Below are 22,650 nucleotides of genomic sequence, written 5' to 3'. Positions count from 1 at the left end.
GACCACGGCGTGGACGGGCTTCCGCTCCGTTCGCGTTCCGGCGAAGTGTGCGTCCTGCGAAGGTGGCGATATCGGTGCCGACCGCAAATGACCGGATCGGCGCCCACGTCAATCAGGCCCCAATCGGAAACGGAAAAGGGTGGGACGCCGCGGCTTTCCGGACCGGCGACATGGATACACCGACATCGTCGTCCGCAACCGTGTGGATCAGGAGCTCACTTCGTACGGGATCGGCTCCCAGGCGGCGTTCTTGCCGACCGTGTCGTCGCCCTCGATCTCCTTGCCGATGTCGCGCACGTTCAGGCCGGCCTTGGCCGCCTCCGCCAGCGTCTCCTCGTCGTAATGCGACGCGCGGAATGAGTTGACCATGTACGTCCGGGTCTTGAGGTACTGGATGTACCGCTCGTGGTGCGCGTCGTTGAGGCCGATCGCGGCGAACACGGCGATCCGATCGCCGTCCGCCGGCGCGATCCGCCAGTTCGGGAACTTCGGGATGTCCTTGGGCTCGGGATACCGCCACCTGGGGAACTTGAGCAGGACGCCGTTGCCGCTGTGGGTGGTGCGCAGGCTCCACACCGCGAGGTCGCCCACCCGGGTGCGGACATAGACGTTCTCGCCGGCCGCGTGGTCGGTCGTGTTGTGCGACTTGGCGCGCAGGTTGAGCCCGCCGGTGTGCTTCCAGTGGTCCTGCAGGTAGATACCGAACCGGAGGATCGTGTAGCGGCCCTTCCAGTCCGGGCCGTTGGGGTCCTTGCGATCCGCGTTGTCCTTGTGAAAACCGCGCTGACGGGAGTTGATGGTGAAGGAGCTGTCGCCGGCATACCAGATGTCGTCGCTTCCGAGGAGCCTTCTGGCGACCTCCACGAAGATGCCGTCGGTCAGGGTGCTCCGCATCTGCGCATTGGAGAGCAGGTCGCCGGGGCCGCGGCTCAGGGACGCATAGGCCGCGTCGCGGAGACGTTTGATCTCCTGCGGCGAATAGACGTTGCGGATGATCTGGTAGCCGTTTTCCCAGAAGGCATCCACATCGATGTTGAGCCTTGCCACCACGACTTCCCCCGACTGCTTGTCCAGACTGAAGAGTCCTCACCATAGACCTATGCGCATCAATTTCAAGAGGCTCTCCGCGGGGACGGGACAGCGCGACGATCCCGCAGCTCGGCGGCAGATCTATCCCGAGCGTCATAGCTCTCTGCCGCAGAGCGCCCGACGTTGCCGCGTGACGAACGTTGCGCAACTCCTTGCCGTCAGGCCAGACCGAGCACGAACGTCGCCCTCGTTGAGAGAGGACCCAACCCGCAGTCCGTGCGCGGCTACCAGGGCGGTGAACCGGTGAGTGGGCCAGCCGGGCCGGATCGGTCGTCCGTCGGGCCGCGCGAACACAAAGCCGGTCTCCCCGATCGCTGTTCCGTGGGCCTCGTACCTGCGCTGTTGCCGCCGCCGGTGATCGGCGACGACTTTGACGGTGGCGGGGTCGAGAGTGATGGTCCGGTTATCGGCGGCGGTCTTGAGTTCAGATTCGGCGACTGTGCCGGGTAACTCGACCAGAGTCTGGTTCACCGTCAGGGTGGCATCGGCCAGGTCGACATCGACCCAGCGCAGGCCTACGAGCTCCCCGCGGCGCAGCCCGCTCAGGCCGGCCAGCCACCACAGCCCGTACAGATCATCGTCGGCGACCGCGGGCGCCCAGACCGCGATCTTCGGCCGGGTGCCGTCGTGCAGCCAGGCCGCAACGCGCGGCTGCGACCCGGTCACCGGACGGGTGAGCCGGGGCGAGGGGCAGTTCGAGCATCCGGGCCGGGTTATCGGTCAGATAGCCGTGGGCGGCTGCCGCGTTGAGTGCCCGGCGCAAGGTGGCCCGGACCCTTGAGCGGTCACTATGGACTTGTAAAGGTACGTTTCGAGCTAGTCGATCAGTGGCCGTTCGTTGGCGATGCAAGGCTTAGCCAACTCGCTGAGTCGCCGGGCCCGCCGGTTGCCCGGCCGATTTGGCGGCGAGCGAGCCGATACAGCGGAAAGCGATGGCAGCAAGAGATCTCGCACGACCAAGCCTCCGGCGGCCGGGGCTCAGCGCCTGGGCCTTGGCGACAGCCTCACTCGCTGCCCGCACTGCCAGCCGGGTGCGACGGCCGACGCCCGTCAAGCGATCCCTTCGCTGGGCTGCCAGCGACGATGCTGCGACGCTCGCCTCGCGTTGTTGAGCTGAGATCGCCGATCGATGCCAGCCGTGGTCAGCGGTGGCGTTCGCGACCGAGCCGTCGGTCAGATCGTCGAGTCGGTGCAGGCGGGGCAGTCGCTGGACGAGGTGGCCCAGATAGATGACGCAGAGGTCGTCGGCCTCGTGGCCGCGATCGTCGAGCACGTCGAACGCGTTGTCGTCGAGCAGAACCGTCGTTGCTTCTCGGTCTCCCTGGAGGATCGACCGGGTGGTCAACGCCCAGCTGTCGGGCTCGGCGGCCAGGGGGAATTCGCCGGCGGCCCAGCAGCTGCCAGCTTCCGGTGGGGTGCTCGTCGACCGGGAGCCAGGTGAACGCCTGCCGTGCGGATACGTGATCACACAGTCGACGAATGATCATCCGCGCGGTGGCGTGCGCCAGACCTCCGTCAGCAGATCCCATACCCGGTCCAAGGCGAGGTCGGGGGTCTCCGGCGGCTTGCGATGGTTGTCGAGCCTCTTGGCGATGACCCGCGCCAGTTGGGCACGGATCGGGGAGACTCGCCGCATCGCCCGGAAGAGAGTGCCGTTCGTGTTCAGGCAGGGCAGCACCGCCAGCCACTCGCCGATCGGGCCGGGCAACGGACCCTCGATAGTCGGCCAACGGTGCCGCACTTCGTCGTTGAGCTGTGGCAAATGTTCGATGCCGAGCCAAGTTGGGTCGTTGGCGCCGAAAGCGAGGTGACCTACGCGGGCCACGACGGCGGCGCCTAGACACATCGGGCAAGGATGCAACGTGGTGTAGAGCCGGATGCGCCGGGCGAACTCCTTGTCGTCCGGCACACCGGCAAGTGCTCCGATCTCGGCATGGGCCAGCAAACCTCGCGGTCCCACCGCGGCAAAGCGCTGGTTACGACCACTACCGAGTACGGTGCCCGCGTCGTCGGTGATCACGGCGCCGACCGCTACTCCGCCGTCACGGTAGGACTCCCAAGCCATCGTCATCGCGTGCCGCCACGGCGGTTCGAGCGTTGACCATGCACGACGTGCGGTGAGTTCCACCATGCCGCGATCTTCGCACGGAAGCGGCGAGGACCTCCGAGAGCGTGCATCTCGCCGACGCAGTGGAGGATGCTCCGATGAGCATTCAGGTGCGACAGTTTCAGCGACATGCCGCAGCCGAGTTCGTCATAGGGCTGGAGTGGCTCTTCGACCCGCCCGGCAGCCGTCCACCGGGATGGGACCGCGACCGCGCCGTCGAGCGCACCGTGCAGATCCTCGCCGACGAAAACGCCGCATTGTTCGCAGCCCGCTCGCACGACGATCAGGTGATCGGCGTGGCCAGCGTCTACCTGGACATTCTGTCGGTACGCTTCGGCCGTCGAGCCTCGATCGAGGATCTCGCTGTGCACCCGGAATGGCGCTCTCGAGGTGTCGGCGCCATCCTGCTGGCAACCACCAGGGCGTGGGCGCAGGAACATGGCGCCGACTACGTCTTTCTGGAATCCGGCGTCGCACGAACCGACGCACATCGCTTCTACCTACGCCAAGGCGCAACCCACGCGGCATCAGCGTTCAGGTGGACGATGGGCAACAGCCGCTGACTGACGCGTCCCACCGATCCACCTGCCAATCCCACCACCGGCCGGTCAGATCCGTCAGTTCACGCACTCGACGATCATGCCTCGCGGAGGAGCCGGCATCCTTTTTTGCCGCGTCGAGGGCATTGGTGCTCATGCTGGCGTTGACGCACCGCGAGTTATGACTACCTCCTCTGTTTCCGATCAGCGTGCTGTCGTCGTCGACGAGCGTCTGTTGCATGTGGTCAGCCCCCCGCGCGAGCGACCCAGACCCTGACGTACCTACGAGTCCTTACTGCTGAGCCCCCTTTACGCGCTCCGGCAGCGTTGGTGAACGCGGACGATCGTCGAGTCGGCCTGCGCGTCCACGTAATTGCTCTGGTCGCCGCTCGTCGTACCCCAGGCCGATCGCGGGTCTTCAGCGAGTAGTCACCGGGTGGGATGTAGATGACGGCGCCAGGCTTGGAGATCTGGTTCGTCTGGCCGGCCTTGACGTCGGCGATGATGCTGTTGATCACGGCGCCGATGTCGTTCTTGGCGTTGACGCCGGGCAGGCCGGGAATCGTCCAGCGAGTCAGTCGTCCACGGTGGACACGGTCCACCGTCCTTCCTGGAAGAGTCGTGGCAGGGCGCGCGATGGCGACGTCACAGGACGCCGATGAGGGTTCGTGGGCCAGGTCCGGCGGGCCGAACGGTGAGCGCGGTGCGCGGGTACGCCGGTGGTCGGCGGGCTCGCCGCGATCGGTCGGCCCGGCCGACAGCGGACTTGCCAGGATCGGCGCGGCGGCCGGCGCCTTGAGCACCGTGCGCCGGCCGATTGGGGTTGTCGTGGGCAGGCATGAGCCACTCCTCGAAATGGGGGTAGCGGCGATTCGCGCAGGAACCGGGAATGACACGGCCGGGGCAGACCGAAGCGTCCTCGGGTGGGCCGGCGATGCCGCACCAGGAGGAGCGAACGCGTGTCAGCGCAAGTCCTAGCACCGTGACGTTGGCGGCGTCAACCATCCCGGGCCGGCCGCCGACGAGGGCCGCGGCGGAAACACTGCCGACACTTGACGGCCGCACGACGTGCGATCTATCGTCTGCCAAAACCATTTGGCTTAACGTTTTGGCAGGCGATCCGCTCCGGGATTTCCCTGGTCGCCTGCGTTGATCGGGCGCCGCGCGCCAGGCTGGTAGATGACCGCGGCGTGGTGTGCCTCGTCCCGCGCGTCCCGGCGCTCGACGGTTCTTGCCTTGCCATGAAGGAGCCAGTCCGTGTTCTCTACCCGCCGCGGCGCCCGCTTTCCGAGCTCCAGCGCCATTGCTTCCATCGATCCGGCGTCTGCCGGGCTGAGCCGCCGACGACTGCTCGGCCTCTCCGCCGGTGCCGGGGTCGCCCTGCTCGCCAGCGCCTGCGGCGCCGGCGGCGACAGCTCCGACTCAGCAGGTTCCAAGACGCTGACCCTCGCCTGCGAGGGCGGCGGCAAGATCGAGCTACAGCCGATCGTGGACAAGTTCCGCCAGCAGACCGGCACCACGGTCACCCTCGTGGAGCTTCCCTACGATGGCCTGTTCAACCGGCTGACCAGCGAACTTGCCGGCGCAAAGGCCAGCTTCGACATCTGTGCGATCGACGCGGTCTGGATCCCGCTGTTCGCGGGCAAACTCGCCCCCCTCGACGACCTGTTCACGCCGGCCGTGCAGGCGGACCTGTTCCCGGCGTTGGTCAAGGAGCCACAGGTCGGCGGCCACTTCGTCGGGATGCCCGTCTGGACCAACGCCGAGGTGCTGCTCTACCGCACCGACCTGTTCGGCGACCCCAAGGAAAAAGCGGCGTTCAAGGCGAAGTACGGCTACGAGTTGGTCCCACCGGCCACCTGGGAACAGTTCACCGACGTCGCCCAGTTCTTCACCCGCCCCGACAAGAAGCTCTACGGCACCGATGTCAAGGGCAAGGTCGAGACCGAATGGCTGGCGCACGTGCTGCAGGCCGGCTCCCCCGGCGTGGTCCTGGACGACACCGGAGCCGTGATCGTCGACAACTCGCAGCACCTGGCCGCCTTGGCGTTCTACGCCGACCTGCAGAACAAGTACAAGGTCAGCCCGGCCGGCGCCGCGCAGATCGACTGGTCCGCCGCGCAGAACCTGTTCAACCAGGGCAGCACCGCGATGACCCGGTTCTGGGCACACGCGTATCGGCAGATCCCCACCGACGCCGCGGTCGCCGGCAAGGTGGGCGCCGCGCCGATGATCGGCGGCTCGGCCGGCGTCGCCGGCATCCCCGGCCCGTGGTACCTGTCGGTGCCGCAGTCGTCGGCCAAGCAGGACCTGGCCAAGCAGTTCATCCAGTTCTGCTACGACAACAATGCCCTGAGCCTGGACACGTCGCTCGGCCTGGCCGCGCGCAAGTCGGCATATCAGCAGTACGCCGACAAGAAGGGTTTCGAGGCGTTCGGTCCGCTGCTGAAGACCCTCGACGCGCCCGCGACCCGATCCCGTCCCGCGCATCCGAAGTGGCAGCAGATCGTCGACAGCGCGCTGATCCCCATGCTCCAGAAAGCGGTCACCCCGGGCGCCGACTACGCCGCGCTGCTGAAGTCGACGCGCACGCAGATCGAAGGCATCATCAAGTGAGCCGAGCCCCAGCCGCCGCGCAACCGGCTGTGTTGCGCGGGTCTGCCAAGAGCAGCCCTCGCCGGCATCGCCGGGGACTCAGCGACAGCAACTACGCCCTGCTGCTGATCGCTCCCGCGGCGCTGGTGCTGCTCGCCCTCGTCGGCTGGCCCCTGCTGAAACTGCTGATCGACAGCCTGCACACCGGCTCCACCTTCGACGCCGGTGGTCGCCGCTTCGGCGGGCTCGCCAACTATCAAGACCTCTTCACCGACGCCGCGGTGCGGGCCGCCGGCCTGCGCACCCTGGTCTACACGGTGATTGTCGTCGTCGCCGAGCTCGGTCTCGGACTGGCGGTAGCGCTGCTGTTCTACGCCCTCGGCCCCCGCTCCCAGATCCTGCGGACGGTGTTCCTCTATCCCCTGATGATCGCGCCGCTGGTCGCCGGCCTGCTCTGGCGGTTCATGCTCATCGACAACTTCGGCATCGTCAACGAGCTGCTGACCCGGGTCGGCATTCTCCGCGACGCGGGCGACATCGCCTGGCTGAGCAACCCGCACCTGGTGCTGTTCTCGGTCGCGATCCCGGACGTCTGGCTCACCACGTCGTTCATGACACTGATGATCTTCGCCGGGCTCCAGTCCATCCCGCCGGAGCTGCTCGAGTCGGCCCGGCTCGACGGCGCCCAGGGGCTGCGGCTGCTGCGGACCATCATCCTGCCCCTGCTGCGACCGGTCATCGCCGTCGCGCTGATCATCCGTGGTGTCGACGCCGCCCGCGCGTTCGACACGATCCTCATCCAGACCGGCGGCGGCCCCCAGTCCGCCTCCGAGACACTCAGCCTGCACATCTACAAAACGATGGTCACCTACAACGACCCGGGATCCGCCGCCGCGATGAGCACCGTCTTCATGGCGGTGATGATGGTGGTTGCGTTGATCGCCGTCATGACGCTCTGGCGCCCCGGCCGGGAGTCGTGATGAGCCGCCGTACCGATCCCGCCCGGCGGCGGCTGCGCCGCGCGCTGCTGTGGCTGCTGGCGATCGCCGTCGTCGTGGCCTACGCCTTCCCCTTCCTCTACCTGCTGCTGACCTCGCTGAAGCCGGCGACGGAGGCCATTGCTGTCCCGCCGACCGTCCTGCCGCACCGCATCACCCTGGACAACTACATCACCGCGGTGAACCGGCAGGGCGTACGGGCGTCATTCATCAACAGCGTGACCACCGCGACGCTGGCCACCGCGATCTCCCTTGCCCTGGCCATCCCCGCGGGCTGGGGCATCACCCGCTACCGCACCCGCGCCGGGCGGATCATGCTCGCCGGTTCGCTGTTGGTCCGCATGGCCCCGGCGGTCGCGATCGGCGTGCCGCTGGTCGGCATCCTCGGCGCCGTCCACCTGATCGACACCCCCACCGGGCTCGCCCTGGCCCAGACCACCGTCGCACTTCCGCTGTCCATCTGGCTCCTCGCCAGCTTCTTCGAATCCGTACCTCCGGAGATCGAGGAGGCCGCCCTGGTCGACGGCTGCTCCCGGCCGCGGGCGTTGATCTCGGTAATCCTGCCCGTCGTGGCCGGCGGCACCGCGGTCACCGCCATCTTCGCGTTCCTCGCCTCATGGAACGAGTTCCTGTTCGCGCTGCTGCTCACCTCGATCAAGGCCCAGACCACTCCGCTGGCCATCGCGAATCTGCAAAGCCAGTTCGGCCTCGACTGGGGTCCGATGACGGCGCTGGCCGCCCTGTACTCCCTGCCCGCCGTGGTGCTCACCCTGCTGCTGCAGCGGCGCATCGTGGCCGGCCTCAGCCTCGGCGCGGTCAAGGGCTGACCCCGCCATACGTACGAAAGGAAGCACCGTGACGTTCTGGCAAGCCAGCAGCCCGCTCGGCGGACTACCGAAGATCAAGTCCGCCCGGTCCCGGCGCGAATCCAGCTGGGACCGTACCGGCGGCAACCGCGACTTCGCGGTCGTCCCCGCCGGCGAGACCCACGTGCTGGCCGACCTGACCGGCGCGGGCATCATCACCCACATCTGGCTCACGACCCGCTGCTACTCCGAGCGGTACCTGCGCAAACTCGTGCTGGAGATGTACTGGGACGGCGAGAACACGCCCAGCGTACGAAGCCCTCTCGGCGACTTCTTCGGCGTCGGGCACGCGGTCAGCTCGCATTTCGTCGCGCTGCCGATCAGCCAGGTCACCGGCCCGCGACGCGGCCCGAAGGGGCCCTTCGCGGCCGCGATGAACTGCTACTTCCCCATGCCCTTCGCCACCGGCGCGCGGATCGTCATCCGTAACGAGAGCGACCAGCCGATCGAGAACCTCTTCTACTACGTCGACTACGACCTCACCGATGAGTCCGTACCGGACGACATCGGCCGATTCCACGCCCTCTACCGGCAGGAGAAGCCGACGCAGAAGGTGGTGCACCCGACCACCGAGGAGAAGCCCGCCCCGTGGGACCTGCCCGGCGTGAACCTGACCGGCGAGGACAACTACGTCATCCTCGAGGCGGAAGGCACCGGTCACTATGTCGGTTGCGTGCTGAGTATCGACAACTTCGACGCTTCCAATCAGATGTTCACCTGGCCCGGCGAGGGCGACGACATGATTTTTATCGATGGCGAGGTATGGCCGCCATCGCTGCACGGCACCGGCACCGAGGACTACTTCGGCGCGGCCTGGGGCTTTCCCAGCGGCGCGTACGCCGGGCCGTACCACGGCATCTCCCTGGCCAGCAGCGCCCAGGAACACTTCGGGCTGTGGAGCCTGTACCGCTTCCACATCGAGGACCCGGTCCGGTTCAGCAAGTCCATCCGGGTCACCATCGAGCACGGGCACGCCAACGACCAGGGCAACGACTACTCCAGCGTCGCCTACTGGTACCAGCACCTGCCGCACCGGCCCACCCCGGAACTGCCGCCGGTCGAGCAGCGGCTGCCCCGCCGCTGGCCAGAGCACGGTCTGTGGGATGAATAAGGGCTCCGCTAGCGTGGTGCCGGCACGGACTCCGCGGCGGCACCCGGGTGGACATTCGAGACGACACAGGTTGGGCGATGGGACGCAACGTAAGCATCCGGGATGTGGCCAGCGCGGCCGGCGTGTCCGTGACGACGGTCTCGCACGTGCTGAACAACACCACCGGCGCACGCGTCAGCGAGGTGACCCGCGAACGGGTGACCGAGGCCGCCGCGCGACTCGGATACGCCCCGAACAAGCTCGCCCAAGGCCTGCGGCTGCAGCGTACGCAAATCCTCGCCCTGCTCTCCGATCAGATCGCCACCACCCCGCACGCGGGGCGCATCATGCTCGGCGCCCAGGAAGCGGCCTCCGCGAAAGGCTGGGTCGTCCTGCTGCTGAACAGCGGCGGCGACCCGGACCTCGAGGACCGGGAGATCAGCGCGCTGCTGCAGCACCAGGTCGACGGAGTGCTCTACGCGACCATGTACCACCGGCAGGTCACCGTCCCGGACCGGCTCGCCGGTCTGCCGGTCGTCCTCCTGGATGCCAGCTCCACCGCGAAGGTCTATCCGTCCGTGGTCCCGGACGAGGTCGGTGGTGGGCGCGCCGCCGTACAGGAGCTGGTCACCGCCGGGCATCGCCGGATCGGCTTCGCCACCAACATCGACGACATCCCCGCTACCCACGGCCGGCTGGTCGGCTACCGGCAGGCGCTCAGCGACGCGGGCCTGCCGTTCGCCCCCGACCTGGTCGTTGTCGAACAATCCGACACTCCCGGCGGCTACCGCGCCGCCATGGAACTGCTGCGCCGCCCGGACCGGCCGACCGGGCTGTTCTGCTTCAACGACCGTATGGCGATGGGCGCCTACTGGGCCGCTCACGAGCTGGGCCTACGGATACCGGACGACGTGTCGGTGGTGGGCTTCGACAACCAGGAAATGATCGCCGACGGCCTCTTCCCGGCCCTGACCACCGTCGCCCTCCCCCACTACGAGATGGGCGCCTGGGCAGTCAACACCATGATCGACATCCTGGGCAAGGTACAACCGGCTCGCCGCCGGCGCCGCACGCCCGCGCACATAACCATGGAATGCCCGCTGGTTCGGCGCGACTCCGTGGCGGCACCGACCATTCCCTGAACGACCGCACCCGTTGCTCCGGTGCCGCGCAGGACGCGGGACCGGTGGTTCACCCTGACTTTCTAAGGATCTCCCTGTGTTCACGATGGCCAACGCTTGGTCGTGGGACTTCTGGCTGGCCCGCGAGGGCGGCAGCTACCACTTGTTCTTCCTGCAGGCCTCCCGGGCACTGCACGACCCGGACCGGCGGCACTACCGGGCCGGCATCGGCCACGCCGTCTCGACCGACCTGCGCCATTGGACCCAGGTCGACGACGCGCTCGTCCACGACGACCGACCGGCTTTCGACGACATCGCGACCTGGACCGGCTCGGTCGTTCGCGACCCCGACGGGCTCTGGCGCATGTTCTACACCGGTGTCGGCAGCCCCGGCGACGGGCTCGTGCAACGTATCGGGATGGCCACCTCACCGGACCTGACCACCTGGAACCGGCACGACGGTCCGTTGCTGGAAGCCGACCCGCGCTGGTACGAGCGACTCGGCGAGGCCCCCTGGCCCAACGAGGCCTGGCGCGACCCGTGGGTGTTCGCCGACCCCGACGGCGACGGCTGGCACATGCTGATCACCGCCCGCGCCAACCACGGCCCGGCCGACGACCGCGGCGTGATCGGCCACGCCCGCTCCGCGGACCTGATCCACTGGGCTGTGCAACCGCCGCTGACCAACCCCGGCAGCGGCTTCGGACAACTCGAGGTGCCCCAGGTCGAGATTGTCGACGGCCAGCCGGTGCTGTTGTTCTCCTGCCTTCGACCGGAACTGTCGGCGGTACGCCGCGCGGACGGCGAGACGGGCGGTATCTGGTCGGTCACCGGCGACAGACTGCTCGGTCCCTTCGACACGTCAAAAGCCCACCAGATCACCGATGAGAGCCTGTACGCCGGCCGTCTCGTCGAAGACCCCCGCGGACAGTGGCAGCTGCTCGCCTTCCACAACCGCGGCGCCGGCGGCCGATTCGTCGGCGGGCTCAGCGACCCCATGCCGGTCCGACTCGCCGACGGCACACTCCAAGCGGACACCACGATGGCGGCGACGTGCTGACCGTCCTCGGCGAGTCGGTCGTCGACCTGTTGCCCAGCGACACGAACGCCGGTTTCCGCGCCCATCCCGGTGGCAGCCCGCTCAACGTGGCGGTGGCGCTTGCCCGGCTCGGCGAGCCGACCGCGCTGCTGGCGCGCCTGTCCGGATCAGCGTTCGGGCGCCTGCTGCACGCGCACGCTCAGCGCAACGGGGTCACCGTCACCGGCCCGGTCGATCAGCCGGAACCGGCATCATTGGCCGTCGTCAGCCTCGACAGCAACGGCGTCGCCGGCTACGACTTCTACCTCAACGGCACCGCCGATTGGCAATGGAGCTCGGCCGAGCTTGCCGTGCCAGTCGGCACCACGATCCTGCACACGGGATCCCTGGCCTGTTACCTGTCCCCCGGCGCCGAACGGATCAGCGACCTGCTGAGGCGCATGCGCCGGGATGGTGAAGTCCTGCTCAGCTTCGACCCGAACATCCGCCCCGCCGTCCGGGGCGACCTCACCGCGACACGGAAGCGGACCCTTGAGCTGATCAGCGCTGCGCACGTCGTCAAAGCCAGCAGCGAAGACCTCCAGGTGCTCTACCCCGGCCAATCGGTCACCGCGGTCGCTCGCCACTGGGCGGCTCTCGGCCCAAGCCTGGTCGTCATCACCCTCGGCGGCGACGGCGCCTTCGCCGTCCACGCCGGCCAGGAGGTGCACCGCACCGCACCGCCGATCGAGATCGTCGACACGATCGGCGCCGGCGACGCCTTCACCGCCGGACTGCTGTCCGCATTGCGATCAACGGGACGCGGCACACCGGCGACAATCCGAGACCTCGACGGCGACCAGCTCATCGCCGTCATCGACCAGGCCATCCGGATCGCCTCGATCACGTGCACCCGAGCCGGCGCCGACTCGCCCCGTCACGACGACCCTGTCTGACAACCCGAACATGACCAGCACCACGCATGCTCGACGGATCAGAGCGGTCCGGGCTGGGGAGATTGGGGTGGGCCCTGCCTCGCGAGATTGGGTAGCTGCCCAGCTGGCGAGAAGTTTGAGCCGGTCTTCGGAAGCAGCGCCGGGTTCGGCGGTGTAGATGATCAGGTTGTGCATCCTGTGGGCCTGCTCAGAGTTCGGGTCGTTGCCGACCTCGAGGGGCGGCCCGGCGCCGGCGAAGCAGGTCCCAGCACTGGGTCCAGCGCCACTTCCAGCTCCTGTGAGGATCCGCGTGCTGGAGCTGCTGCAGGACGGTTCCCGTCGCGGAGCTTCTTGTCGCCGCCCGCTGGATCCTGCACGAAGTCCTGCGTGAACGGGGCAGCCTGCTCGCGGATCTCAAGGCAGCCGGGGGACCCGGCATCGGAGCATGGCGAGCTAGGGATGCAGACGCCGGCGTGCCGCCGGCCGGCATGTCACGGGTGTCGACCACCGACGCCACCGGAGCGCACATCCTCGATGACGCCATCAACCGGCCGCGGCATCGCGGTCCTGCTGCCCGGCGTCGATCCGGGTCGTCAGCAGGTGCTCTCCGCCCTCGCTACCGCAACCCTTCGCGGGGACCATCTCGTCTTCGCCGACACCCAGCGGCCATCAACCACGCACGCGACCGATGACCCTGTTCGAGTTGCAAGCCTGGCTCGGCCACCGGTCTCCGCAATCGACCCAGTACTACGCGAAGATCACTCCAACCACGCTGACCCGTGCCTACCAGGACGTCGGCTACTTCGCCCGCAACGTGCACACCACTTTCGGGACACGAAGCTCTCCAGTGGTCGTTCCAGGTGGATGCGTGTGTCCGGCCCGCGTGGATGTCTTCGTGGCAGGTGTGACAGACCGTCTCCCGGGGCCAACCGGTACCGCACGACCGCGCGTGGCGGCAGTGAGTTGGATGTGAGCGCGGACCGCAGCCGGCCGGGCAACACCGGCCGGCTGCGGCTCCCCGTGTGGCGTTACGGATTGACGGTCAGTAGGTGTGCCTTGAACCCGGAGCCGTAGCTGTCGGTCGGGGTGCCGTTGTAGTCCTGGATCAGCACGTTGCCGCCGCTGCAGCCCCACGGGTTCCAGGTCCAGGCCAGGTATCCCACGCCGTGCGCGTCGGCCCACGCCATCACCTGGTCGATGAAGTCGTGTGCGCAGGAGTTCTGGCCGATCTCGCCGGCCACGACCGGCACTTGCGCGGCCACCGGGGCGATCTGGCTGTCCCAGCAGGAGGTGTTGGAGCAGGAGTTGAAGTTGTAGACGTGGAATGCCGCCATCAGGTTGCCGGCGGAGTCGGCCGGCTTGTAGGTCAGCCACTGCGTCAGGTCGTTGGACCAGGCGAGGCCGCCCAACATGATGACGTTGGTGGCGCCGGTGCCGCGGACCGCGTCGACCAGGCTCTGCATGCCGGCCACCTGGTAGGTGATGCCCCCGCACGTGCCGCCGTCACGCCAGCACTTCCACTCGTTCGCCGCGCTGGCGTACCCGTCCGCGTTGTCCGGCCAGGGCTCGTTGAACAGGTCGAACAGGACCGCGTTGTTGCCCTTGAACGCGTTGGCCACGCTGGTCCACAGCTGCGGCGCGTACTGCGCGTCCGGCATTGGCTTCTGGCACGTCGCGTTGACGTCAGTGCAGTTGCCGTTGCCGCCTCCGCTGTAGCTGCCGTAGGTCCAATGCAGGTCGATGATCGGATTGATTCCGTTGGCGACGAGCAGGTTGGCGTAGTTTTTGACAGCCGTCTGGTACGTGGCACCGCTGGGCGTGCCGTAGGTGCCCAGCCAGCACTGCTCGTTGATCGGGATCCGGACGGCGTGGATGTTCCATGCCTTCATGGCATCCACGGTGGCCTGGTCGGGGTCCGCGCCGTCGAAAACACCCGTCTTGCCCTGTACACACGCGAACTCGGCGCTGGACCTGTTGACACCGAGCAGGCGGTAGGTCTTCCCGGCGGACGTCACGAGGTTCTTGCCGGAAACCTTCAGCGCGGGGGCCACTCCGCCGGCTGGCGGCGTGGTGGTGGGGGGCGTGGTCGGTGTGGTCGTGGGCGGGGTGGTCGGTGTCGTCGTGGGGGGAGATGTCGTACTGCCGGTGCAGGTCACGCCGTTGACGCTGACCGAGGTGGGCGCCGGATTGCTGCCGCTCCACGCGCCGATGAAGCCGACGGATACGGCGCCGCCGGTGGAAACGGCCCCGTTCCAGCTCATGTTCGTGGCGGTGACATGCGCGGCGGACTGCGTCCAGGTGGCGCTCCAGCCTTGGGTGACCGTCTGACTTGAGTTGGGGAAGTTGAACTCGAGCTTCCAACTGGTGAGCGGGTCACCCAGGTTGGCGAATGAGACACCGCCCTGGAACCCGCCCTGCCACTGGCTGGCTATGGAATACGTTGCCGAACAGCCGGACGTGGCGGCCGATGCGGTGGACACCACCGCCGTCGCACCTGCGATGAGCAGGCCCGCTGCTGCCGCTGCCACTAGGCCAACGCGATGCTTCATCGGGGCATCCCTTCATGGAAGAGCGTCGATGGGAGCGCTCCCAGTCAGGGTGGGGGCCTTACCTAGTTAAGTCAAGATGATGTATTCCAACTTGTTGCAAACGTGCGTGCTGGTCCCAGACATGTCCCACCGGCTCGGCGACGGACACGACGGTGACCTGCGCCGTGATGGTCACGACGTTCGGCCGCGCCGGCTTCCTGCTGATACGGGACCCGACGAACGCCACGCGAAGCCCGCAACCGCCGGGCGCCGTTGGCCGGGGCATCCGCTCACCGGCATGAGTATGCGCGACCACGGCGCTGCTGTGCGCGGCCGCGAGGCCCACCTTGTACCTGAAGATCAAGTCGGCAAGGATCCGGAACCGATCGGCCGTCAGCCGTCCGCGGTCGTGCTCGAGTCGATCTGGGTGAACTGGTCGCCGGCCACCATGTCGTCGCGTGATGGCTGGAGTTCGATCAAACCGGCACGCTGCTGCACTACGAATTCGTCCCAGGCGTTCAGCTCGGGACCCTTCGGCACCGATCCACGGTCAGCGGTGGTCGCGGCACACCAAGGACAACAAGGGTGTCGACCGCGGCCGGGCCGACTGAGCAGTCCGGCGAGCTCGGCGTGGATCCGCGGCGCACCATAGTGCCCTTTGACGCCGCGTGCACTTCGATGATCTGCTACCTGCACAAACAGCTCGCCGGCCTGCCGTGGAAGGCTGCTCGGGATCACCTGACGACTTTGCCGGGGCCCTGCTGGGGTGGCCAATGATCACTCATGCCCGCGTGCGAGAAATCTGAACGGGCAAGCCCACTGGCAGGTCGCCGACGGGCCTCTGGGTCTTCCTTTGCGAACGCGTGCTGAACGCCCGTGCCTGCGATACTGCCCACCGCGATCGACGGGAAACCGCGTCACCGGGCGCCGCTGGTTCAGCGCCGATCGCTTCTTCGGCGGTCGTGAAGGTTCAACGGACCTCGCCTTGACCCGTGGCATGATCATGAGCGGCTGCTGAACGATCCAGGCAATCCCGCAGCCAGGTCCACTCGCGGACGATGTAGTCGGTGATGTCTCCGGTCTTGAGGTGGGCCGGCAGGACGTCCCAGGTGTACGTCTCGATCTCGAGGTGGTCGGAGAGCGGCACGTCGGCGTGCAGAGCCAGCGCGTCCTCGATGCCGGAGCGGGTCGTGCGGAATCCGCCGAGGTCGTCCAGGAAGATCGGTACGTGGAAATGGGTGCGCCATTCGCGCGTGCCGGTCGGGTCCTTGCGCCAGGCGTCGATCGCGTCGGCGAGGTTCAGCATCTTGGTCAGCCGGCCGTCGCGTGCCTCGGTGGTCTGGCTCAGGTAGATCGTGTCGGTGAAGGCGCCCAGCGCCGCGACGGCGTCCTCGGTCACCTCCGGCACGCGCAGCGCCGCGGCTGCTTGGAGCTTGAAGACGGGTAGGCCGGCATCGCGCAACGATCGCAGCGCCGCCGCGATGTCCTCGAACTCCACCGACTGGTGACCGATGTCGAACACCACGCCGAGGTGCCGCCGGACGAGCCCCGCTGCCTCGCTCGCGGGCAGGCCGGTCAGCCCGCAGAGAGTGCGGATGCCCTCGGGCGACCAGACGTGCCTGCGGAAGTAGTCGAGTGTCTCCGCGGTCGTCTCCAGCAGGCAGAACGGTTCCGGCTCGAGCGCCAGCTTGACCCGCCGGTGCGTGCGTTGTTCCAGGTCGATGAGGTGGGCCACGGCCCGCAGCAGGTTGCCGGTGATCCGGGTGACGTCTTCTTCGGCGCGCACGTTGGCGCCGAACGCCAGCGGCGCGGTCTGGATCGACGGCGACACCGAAGCCGGCGTGATGTCGGCCAGGATGTCGGCCACCTGGTTCGTGTACGCGACGCGTTCCTCGGATGCCCAATCGGGCTCGTACACGTCCGCCATCACGGCGCGGCCTTTGAACGGCCCGTAGGGGAAGGCGTTGACGGTGAACACGTACATGTCGTGCTGGGCGAGCCAGTTCCGCAGCCGGGTGCGTTCGCCCGGATCGCCGGCGAGCGTACGGGCCGACGCGCCGGACAACCGCAACGAGACGCCGTAGGGCTCGGCGGGCGACACGCGCTGCTTCACCGCCGGGGCGTACGTCTCGAGGCTCGCGCGCATCTCGTCCCAGGTGTCGCCGGGGTGCACGAGCGTGGAGTAGGCGAGGTGACCTAGCCGGCCGAGGTCCATGGCGTCTCCAGGCGGTGCTGCACGGCGGTCAGGAACCGGATGATGTCGGAGCGGGGGAGCGACCGCTGGTCGTAGCTGAAGGTGAGTCGCGCGAACGAGCGGATCGCGATGGCCGGGTCGCCGCCGCTGGTCCGCATGACCGCCGGGCGTTCCCGGGCCGCGCCGAGCACGAGCGTGCCGAGCTGTCCCGGCTCGGGCGGGACGATCTCGGACAGCAGGCTGGACTCGGCCAGCGTGATGGTGGCGCCCGCCTCCGCCGGCTCGGTGCCGGGCTGGTTGAGCCGCCGCCGCAGGCCGGCCAGGCTGAGCTGGTCCGCGTCGCGGATCACCGTGGCGTTCGGGCCGGCCGCGAGATGCACGGGTCCGGCCGGAATCGCCTCCACCGCGGCCTTGGCCACGTACGCGACGATGTCGCCGCTCAGCGCGGTGAGATCTACCTCGGCCTCCGCGATAGCGAACGACGCCGTCATCGGCGGCGGCGGGCCCGCCGTGGCTGCGCTCCGCCGGGCGCGCGGCGACAGCGTGTGCCGCGGCCGCAACGGCCTGGTATCGGTGCCGCTCATGATCGCAGCGCCTTGGTGACGGTGGCGGCCACCAGGTCGGCGGACGGGATGACGAGGTCCTCGAGCGAGTCGGCGGCCGGTAGCGGGATGTACGGGGTGGTGATCCGCTGGACCGGGCCATCGAGATCCCAGAAGCCTTCGTCGGCCACGATCGAGGCGATCTCCGCGCCCCAGCCGAGCAGCCGCGGGTTCTCCTCGACGGTGAACAGCCGTCCAGTCTTGTTGAGCGATGCGAGGATGGTCCGGATGTCCAGGGGAACCAGCGACCGTACGTCGATCACCTCGGCCTCGATCCCGCTCGACGCCAGCTGTGCGGCGGCGTCGAGCGCCCGGCCGACGGTCAGGCCGAGGGACAAGATGGTGGCGTCCGTGCCCGCCCGGCGGATGACGGCCTTGCCCAACTCGTCGACGATCTCGCCGTCGGGCACCTCGCTCTTCATTGCGTAGAGGCCCTTGTGCTCGAAGAACAGCACCGGGTCGTCGCTGCGCACCGCGGCCGCCATCAGCCCGACGACGTCGCGCGGCGTGGCCGGCGTGACCACCTTGAGCCCCGGCACCGCCATCGCCCAGTTCTCGACCGACTGCGAATGCTGGGCCCCGAAACGCAGGCTGCCGCCGTTGCCGCTCTTGATGACGAGCGGAACGGTGACCTGCCCGTTGGTCATGTACCGGGTCTTGGCGATCTGGTTGGCCACGATGTCCCAGCAGACCGCGAAGAAGTCGGCGAACATGATCTCCGCCACCGGGCGTAGGCCGGTCATCGCGGCGCCCATGGCCGCGCCGAGAATCGCCTGCTCGGAGATCGGCGTGTCGACCACCCGACGCGGACCGAACTCGTCGAGCAGCCCCTCGGTGGTCTTGAAGACGCCGCCCGCGCCGGCGACGTCCTCGCCGATCAGCACGACGCGCTCGTCGCGGCGCATCTCCTGGGCGATGCCGCGGGCGACCGCGTTCCGGTAGGTCAGTTGTGCCATGAGGATCCTCCGTCCGCCCACAGCTCGGTCAGTGCCGTTGCCGGCGAGGGCAGGTCACCGGCGATGGCCTCCTCGGTAGCCCTATCGACCTCGGCTGCGACCTCCTTGTCGATACGGTCCATCGAGGCTTGGTCGATGCCGAGCCGTTGCAGCCGGCCGCGATAAACGGTGATCGGGTCGTACCGCTTCCACGCCTCGACCTCGTCGGCCGGCCGGTACTTGCCGGGATCGGCTCGCGAGTGGCCGCCATGGCGGTAGGTCACCGCCTCGATCAGGGATGGCCCGCCGCCGGCGCGGGCCCGCTGGACCGCCGTGGTGGCCGTCAGGTAGACCTCGTCGGCGTCGTTGCCGTCGATCGCGACCGGGTCCAGACCGTACGCGGAAGAGCGATCGGCGGCCGGGCGGGGCACGGCCGTGATGTCGGCGATCGGGGTGTACTCCATGTACAAGTTGTTCTCGCACACGAAGACGACCGGCAGCTGGAACACCGCGGCGTAGTTAAGCGCCTCGTGGAACGCGCCGATGTTGGTCGTGCCGTCGCCGAAGAAGCAGACCGTGACCTGCCCCGACCCGCGGTACTGGGCCGACCAGGCGGCGCCGTTCGCGATGGTCAGATGAGCGCCGATGATCGCGTATGAGCCGAGCACGCCGTGCTCGACGCTGGTCAGGTGCATCGAGCCGCCCTTGCCGCCCATCAGGCCGTTGGAGCGGCCCAGCAGTTCGGCCAGCACCGGCGTCATCGGCACGCCCCGGGCCAGCGTGTGCGCGTGTCCGCGGTAGGTCGCGAAGGTGAGGTCGTCTGCCCGCAGCGCCGCGCCGAAACCGGCCGCGATCGCCTCCATGCCGAGCGAGAGGTGGCTCGTTCCCTTGACCAACTGGCGCATGAACAGGTCGTACGCCCGCTTCTCGAACAGCCGCATCTCCTGCATCTTGCGGTAGAGGTCGAGCCGGACCGGCAGCGGCACAGCGTCGCCGTCGTGGCGCGTCGGATCGTCCGGCGGCAGCACGGCCGGGTGAGCGCCGTAGTCGTGCTCGGACAGTGGATACCTCACGACGCGCCCCCGGCGGCCGGGCGGGAGTTCAAATGCGACTGACTTTCCCGTACGGCGGGCAGCTCGCCGCCGGTCGAGTAGTACCGCTGCCCGGCGATCAGCAGCTGTTCGGCCGGGAACTTGGTGATCACCTCACAACCGGACTCCGTCACGAGGATCTCCTCCTCGATCCGGGCCGCCCCCCAGCCGTCGGCAGCCGGCCAGTACGTCTCCAGGGCGAACACCTGCCCGGGCTCGAGGGTCTCCGGGTTCTCGATCGAGGTGAGCCGGCTGAAGATCGGGCGTTCCCAGATGCTGAGGCCGACGCCGTGGCCGTACTGCAGGCCGAAGGCCGCCTCCTCGTCGGCGAACCCGAAGTCGGTCGCGTCCGGCCACACCTGCACGATGTCGGCGGTGGTCGCGCCCGGCTTGACCAGGCTGATCGCGTTGTCGATGAGCTCGCGGCAGACCTTGTAGGCGCCGCGCATGCCGGGCGAGGCGCTGCCGACCGCGAACGTGCGGTAGTAGCAGGTCCGGTAGCCCTGATAGCTGTGCAGGATGTCGAAGAACGCGGGGTCACCCGGGCGGATCAGGCGGTCGGAGAACATATGCGGGTGCGGCGAGCAGCGTTCGCCGGAGATCGCGTTGACTCCCTCGACGTGTTCCGAGCCGAGGTCGAAGAGCTTCTTGCTGACCAGCCCGACGCACTCGTTCTCGCGCACGCCCGGGCGCAGGAACGCGTACAGGTCCTCGTACGCCGCGTCCACCATGGACACTGCCTGGGTGAGCAGGCCGACCTCGTCGCGGGTCTTGACCCGCCGCGCCTCCAGGAACTGCTGCTGACCATCGACGACCGGGAACCCGAGGCGCTGCAACGCCTCCAGCACCGGCGGCTCGATGATGTCGACGCCGATCGGCTGCCCGGCCAGGCCGAAGTCGGCCATCACCTGGGCGATCTTCGCCGCCACGTCCTCGGCCCGGCCGGCGCCGGGGGAGATCGCGCCGCGCAGGGTGGAGATGCCGGCGCGGGCGCCGTAGTGCTCGCCGCGCCCGGCCGCGGCGTGCGGCTCGTCCAGCCACGGGCTGTACAGCTGGTGGTGCCGGGCGGCCGAGCCGAAGTCCCACAGCACTGGGTCGCCGCCACGCGGCAGGATCGCGAAGCGGATCAGCTTGTCCATCGCCCAGGTGCCGATGTGCGTCGACGTCATGTACCTGATGTTGTGGAAATCGAAGCTGAGCAGCGCGCCCAACTCGGACCGGTCGAGCTCGGCCTTCAGCTTCTGGAGGCGCTCCCGGCGCAGCCGCCCGATGTCGAGCCGGTTCTCCCAGTCCACTCCGGTCGTCCCGTACGTCGCGGAAACCATCGTCGTCACTCCTCGATCAGCAGGCTCAGGGCCGGGCGGGTGCGCAGGTATTCGGCCGCGTTGGCGTCGCGTTCCTGCTTGCGGTAGTAGGCGACCTCGACGAGCTCGAGGGCGAGGCCGTCCGGATCGCTGAAGTAGCACCACCGCCACCCGGCGAGGGGTCCCTCGTCGACCACGTTGACGTCCGAGTAGAAGGCCACGCCCTTGTTCTCCAGCTCGGCCTTCGCCGTGCGGATGTCGTCGACCTTGAAACAGATGTGCGCGGCGCCGAGGTGGTTGTTGGGCACCGGCGCGGTGCTGGTGGCCGGGCGGTTGGCGTACTCGATGAGCTCCATCGTGGATTGCGCGCCCACCCAGAGGCTGACCTGGCGCAGCTTCGCGTCGGGAACGCCGACGCCGCGGGCCAGGTCGGGCCCCTCGAACCACGGCGTCGGTTCGTTGGCGAACGGCAGGCCGAGGAGGTCGTGATAGAAGTAGACGGATCGATCCAGGTCGCGGACGACCAGGCCGGCGTGGTGGACAGCGGTGAGTTCCATTCGCGCCTCCTCAGGCGACGGAAGCCGGTGAAGCCAGGACCTTGAGCTGGTCGCCGCGCGGGTCGACTAGCACGTCGAAGCCCTTGGTGACCACGTCCGGCAGCGGGATGCGGGCGGTGACCGCCCGGGCGACCGGGTACTTGCCCGACGCGATCAGGCGGATGATGCGCGGCCAATCGGTGATCAGGTAGCACCAGCTGCCGACCAGCGTGACGTCCTTCTCCGACAGCGCCATCGCGTCGAGCGTGGCCGGCCGGGTGTGCAACCCGGTCTGCACGATCGAGCCGCGCCGGCGGACGCTGGTCAGCGCGGTCGCCAGGCCCGGGGTCGAGCCGGAGCATTCGGCCACGATGTCGACGCCGATGCCGTCGGTCAGCTCGGCGATGGCGTCGGCGAAGCCCTCGGCGGCCGGGTCGAGCACGGGACCGACGTCGAGGCCGCGGGCCAGGGCGGCCCGGTTGGGGTTGGGCTCGGCGATGACCACGGTGGCCGCGCCGATGGCGTTGGCGTACAGGGCGGACAGGACCCCGATCGGGCCGGCCCCGGTGACCAGGACGACGTCACCGCCGTGGACGCCGGCCCGGTCGACGCCGTAGGCGGCCACGCTGGCCGGCTCGACCACGGCGCCCTCGACGTCGGAGACCCCGTCGGGCAGCTTGGCGACCTGGTAGTCCTTGAGCACGGCGTACTGGGCGAGCCCGCCGGTCTCGGCGCTCAGCCCGGTGCAGGCGAACCGCACGCAGAGATGGCCGAGCCCGCGCCGGCAGTAGGCGCACCGGCCGCAGACGATGGCCGGCATCACCGCGACCCGGTCGCCGGCTCGGACCCCGGTGACTTCCGGCCCGGCCTCGACGACCCGGGCCGAGAACTCGTGGCCGAGCGTCTGCGGCAGCGTGACCCCGGTGAGCGGGTGCGGCGTGACCGGCGTGACGATCGGGCCGACCAGGTACTCGTGCAGGTCGGTGCCGCAGATGCCGCACCAGGCCACCTCGACCAGCACCTCGTCGGGCGCCTTGGGCACGGGGACGTCGACGTCTTCGAGGCGGATGTCGCCCTTGTCGTAGAAGCGAGCTGCCAGCAC

The 22,650-nt window shown here is 68.6% G+C and carries 21 protein-coding genes; 8 read left to right on the top strand and 13 right to left on the bottom strand.

Annotated elements, in window-relative coordinates; genetic code table 11:
* Nucleotides 1-207: 207 nt before the first annotated feature.
* The 4 genes from A3CQ_RS0135965 to A3CQ_RS0135950 all read right to left on the bottom strand — a co-directional run bounded on the left by A3CQ_RS0135965 (nt 208) and on the right by A3CQ_RS0135950 (nt 3,220).
* A complete protein-coding gene (locus A3CQ_RS0135965) occupies nt 208-1,047 on the bottom strand; it encodes a phytanoyl-CoA dioxygenase family protein (protein ID WP_245577481.1) in 840 nt (279 codons plus the stop codon).
* A 135-nt stretch (nt 1,048-1,182) separates the two neighbouring features.
* Nucleotides 1,183-1,755 carry a site-specific integrase gene (locus A3CQ_RS55290; RefSeq protein ID WP_026206583.1) on the bottom strand — a complete coding sequence of 191 codons (573 nt, stop codon included), beginning with the start codon at nt 1,753-1,755 and terminating at the stop codon, nt 1,183-1,185.
* Between the two features lie 187 nt (nt 1,756-1,942).
* Nucleotides 1,943-2,557: a hypothetical protein gene (locus A3CQ_RS61285; protein ID WP_169516336.1), complete on the bottom strand. Its 615-nt coding sequence runs from the start codon at nt 2,555-2,557 to the stop codon at nt 1,943-1,945.
* Between the two features lie 15 nt (nt 2,558-2,572).
* On the bottom strand, nt 2,573-3,220 hold the full coding sequence (locus A3CQ_RS0135950) for a nucleoside deaminase (RefSeq protein ID WP_051115453.1): 648 nt from the start codon (nt 3,218-3,220) through the stop codon (nt 2,573-2,575).
* A 74-nt stretch (nt 3,221-3,294) separates the two neighbouring features.
* Here A3CQ_RS0135950 and A3CQ_RS58025 point away from each other — a divergent pair, with 74 nt between their 5' ends.
* The 8 genes from A3CQ_RS58025 (at nt 3,295) to A3CQ_RS0135910 (ending at nt 12,379) form a co-directional block, all read left to right on the top strand.
* On the top strand, nt 3,295-3,759 hold the full coding sequence (locus tag A3CQ_RS58025; RefSeq protein WP_020515800.1) for a GNAT family N-acetyltransferase: 465 nt from the start codon (nt 3,295-3,297) through the stop codon (nt 3,757-3,759).
* 1,233 nt (nt 3,760-4,992) lie between these two features.
* Nucleotides 4,993-6,351, top strand: coding sequence for an ABC transporter substrate-binding protein (locus tag A3CQ_RS0135940; protein ID WP_020515799.1), 1,359 nt, complete (start codon nt 4,993-4,995; stop codon nt 6,349-6,351).
* Nucleotides 6,348-7,310 carry a carbohydrate ABC transporter permease gene (locus tag A3CQ_RS0135935; protein ID WP_211216742.1) on the top strand — a complete coding sequence of 321 codons (963 nt, stop codon included), beginning with the start codon at nt 6,348-6,350 and terminating at the stop codon, nt 7,308-7,310. Before A3CQ_RS0135940 ends, A3CQ_RS0135935 begins: the two co-directional genes overlap by 4 nt.
* Entirely contained in the window at nt 7,310-8,155 is an 846-nt protein-coding gene (locus A3CQ_RS0135930) for a carbohydrate ABC transporter permease (RefSeq protein ID WP_020515797.1), read from the top strand. The genes A3CQ_RS0135935 and A3CQ_RS0135930 overlap by 1 nt, the downstream gene beginning before the upstream one ends.
* Before the next feature lie 28 nt (nt 8,156-8,183).
* Nucleotides 8,184-9,305 carry a glycoside hydrolase family 172 protein gene (locus A3CQ_RS0135925; protein WP_020515796.1) on the top strand — a complete coding sequence of 374 codons (1,122 nt, stop codon included), beginning with the start codon at nt 8,184-8,186 and terminating at the stop codon, nt 9,303-9,305.
* Between the two features lie 77 nt (nt 9,306-9,382).
* Complete coding sequence (locus tag A3CQ_RS0135920; protein WP_020515795.1) at nt 9,383-10,426, top strand: LacI family DNA-binding transcriptional regulator; 1,044 nt, start codon at nt 9,383-9,385, stop codon at nt 10,424-10,426.
* 85 nt (nt 10,427-10,511) lie between these two features.
* Complete coding sequence (locus A3CQ_RS0135915; RefSeq protein WP_245577483.1) at nt 10,512-11,465, top strand: glycoside hydrolase family protein; 954 nt, start codon at nt 10,512-10,514, stop codon at nt 11,463-11,465.
* Nucleotides 11,459-12,379, top strand: coding sequence for a carbohydrate kinase family protein (locus A3CQ_RS0135910; RefSeq protein WP_020515793.1), 921 nt, complete (start codon nt 11,459-11,461; stop codon nt 12,377-12,379). Before A3CQ_RS0135915 ends, A3CQ_RS0135910 begins: the two co-directional genes overlap by 7 nt.
* Nucleotides 12,380-13,386: 1,007 nt before the next feature.
* On the opposite strand, the gene A3CQ_RS0135900 is transcribed toward A3CQ_RS0135910, so the two are convergent.
* The 9 genes from A3CQ_RS0135900 to A3CQ_RS0135860 all read right to left on the bottom strand — a co-directional run bounded on the left by A3CQ_RS0135900 (nt 13,387) and on the right by A3CQ_RS0135860 (nt 22,650).
* Nucleotides 13,387-14,907 carry a cellulase family glycosylhydrolase gene (locus A3CQ_RS0135900; protein WP_026206580.1) on the bottom strand — a complete coding sequence of 507 codons (1,521 nt, stop codon included), beginning with the start codon at nt 14,905-14,907 and terminating at the stop codon, nt 13,387-13,389.
* Nucleotides 14,908-15,279: 372 nt separating this feature from the next.
* On the bottom strand, nt 15,280-15,426 hold the full coding sequence (locus tag A3CQ_RS61280; protein WP_020515789.1) for a hypothetical protein: 147 nt from the start codon (nt 15,424-15,426) through the stop codon (nt 15,280-15,282).
* Between the two features lie 430 nt (nt 15,427-15,856).
* Nucleotides 15,857-17,101, bottom strand: coding sequence for a metabolite traffic protein EboE (eboE, locus tag A3CQ_RS0135890; RefSeq protein ID WP_020515788.1), 1,245 nt, complete (start codon nt 17,099-17,101; stop codon nt 15,857-15,859).
* On the bottom strand, nt 17,083-17,664 hold the full coding sequence (locus A3CQ_RS0135885) for a 2-oxo acid dehydrogenase subunit E2 (RefSeq protein WP_157296756.1): 582 nt from the start codon (nt 17,662-17,664) through the stop codon (nt 17,083-17,085). The genes eboE and A3CQ_RS0135885 overlap by 19 nt, the downstream gene beginning before the upstream one ends.
* Complete coding sequence (locus A3CQ_RS0135880) at nt 17,661-18,638, bottom strand: alpha-ketoacid dehydrogenase subunit beta (protein ID WP_020515786.1); 978 nt, start codon at nt 18,636-18,638, stop codon at nt 17,661-17,663. Before A3CQ_RS0135880 ends, A3CQ_RS0135885 begins: the two co-directional genes overlap by 4 nt.
* A complete protein-coding gene (locus A3CQ_RS0135875) occupies nt 18,626-19,690 on the bottom strand; it encodes a thiamine pyrophosphate-dependent dehydrogenase E1 component subunit alpha (protein WP_020515785.1) in 1,065 nt (354 codons plus the stop codon). The genes A3CQ_RS0135880 and A3CQ_RS0135875 overlap by 13 nt, the downstream gene beginning before the upstream one ends.
* A complete protein-coding gene (locus A3CQ_RS0135870) occupies nt 19,687-21,033 on the bottom strand; it encodes a M24 family metallopeptidase (protein ID WP_040433672.1) in 1,347 nt (448 codons plus the stop codon). The genes A3CQ_RS0135875 and A3CQ_RS0135870 overlap by 4 nt, the downstream gene beginning before the upstream one ends.
* A gap of 5 nt (nt 21,034-21,038) precedes the next feature.
* On the bottom strand, nt 21,039-21,569 hold the full coding sequence (locus tag A3CQ_RS0135865) for a VOC family protein (RefSeq protein WP_020515783.1): 531 nt from the start codon (nt 21,567-21,569) through the stop codon (nt 21,039-21,041).
* A gap of 10 nt (nt 21,570-21,579) precedes the next feature.
* Nucleotides 21,580-22,650, bottom strand: a complete 1,071-nt coding sequence (locus A3CQ_RS0135860) for a 2,3-butanediol dehydrogenase (protein WP_020515782.1) — start codon at nt 22,648-22,650, stop codon at nt 21,580-21,582.

Source organism: Paractinoplanes globisporus DSM 43857, assembly GCF_000379645.1.
Classification (GTDB): Bacteria; Actinomycetota; Actinomycetes; order Mycobacteriales; family Micromonosporaceae; genus Actinoplanes; species Actinoplanes globisporus.
This window is presented reverse-complemented; position numbering and strand designations above follow the sequence as displayed.

Coding starts and splice junctions, on each gene's coding strand:
- A3CQ_RS0135950 (WP_051115453.1), bottom strand. CDS start 3,220: ATGGTGGAACTCACCGCACGTCGTGCATGGTCAACGCTCGAACCGCCG.
- A3CQ_RS58025 (WP_020515800.1), top strand. CDS start 3,295: ATGAGCATTCAGGTGCGACAGTTTCAGCGACATGCCGCAGCCGAGTTC.
- A3CQ_RS0135930 (WP_020515797.1), top strand. CDS start 7,310: ATGAGCCGCCGTACCGATCCCGCCCGGCGGCGGCTGCGCCGCGCGCTG.
- A3CQ_RS0135920 (WP_020515795.1), top strand. CDS start 9,383: ATGGGACGCAACGTAAGCATCCGGGATGTGGCCAGCGCGGCCGGCGTG.
- A3CQ_RS0135915 (WP_245577483.1), top strand. CDS start 10,512: ATGGCCAACGCTTGGTCGTGGGACTTCTGGCTGGCCCGCGAGGGCGGC.
- A3CQ_RS0135900 (WP_026206580.1), bottom strand. CDS start 14,907: ATGAAGCATCGCGTTGGCCTAGTGGCAGCGGCAGCAGCGGGCCTGCTC.
- eboE (WP_020515788.1), bottom strand. CDS start 17,101: ATGGACCTCGGCCGGCTAGGTCACCTCGCCTACTCCACGCTCGTGCAC.
- A3CQ_RS0135885 (WP_157296756.1), bottom strand. CDS start 17,664: ATGAGCGGCACCGATACCAGGCCGTTGCGGCCGCGGCACACGCTGTCG.
- A3CQ_RS0135880 (WP_020515786.1), bottom strand. CDS start 18,638: ATGGCACAACTGACCTACCGGAACGCGGTCGCCCGCGGCATCGCCCAG.
- A3CQ_RS0135870 (WP_040433672.1), bottom strand. CDS start 21,033: ATGGTTTCCGCGACGTACGGGACGACCGGAGTGGACTGGGAGAACCGG.
- A3CQ_RS0135865 (WP_020515783.1), bottom strand. CDS start 21,569: ATGGAACTCACCGCTGTCCACCACGCCGGCCTGGTCGTCCGCGACCTG.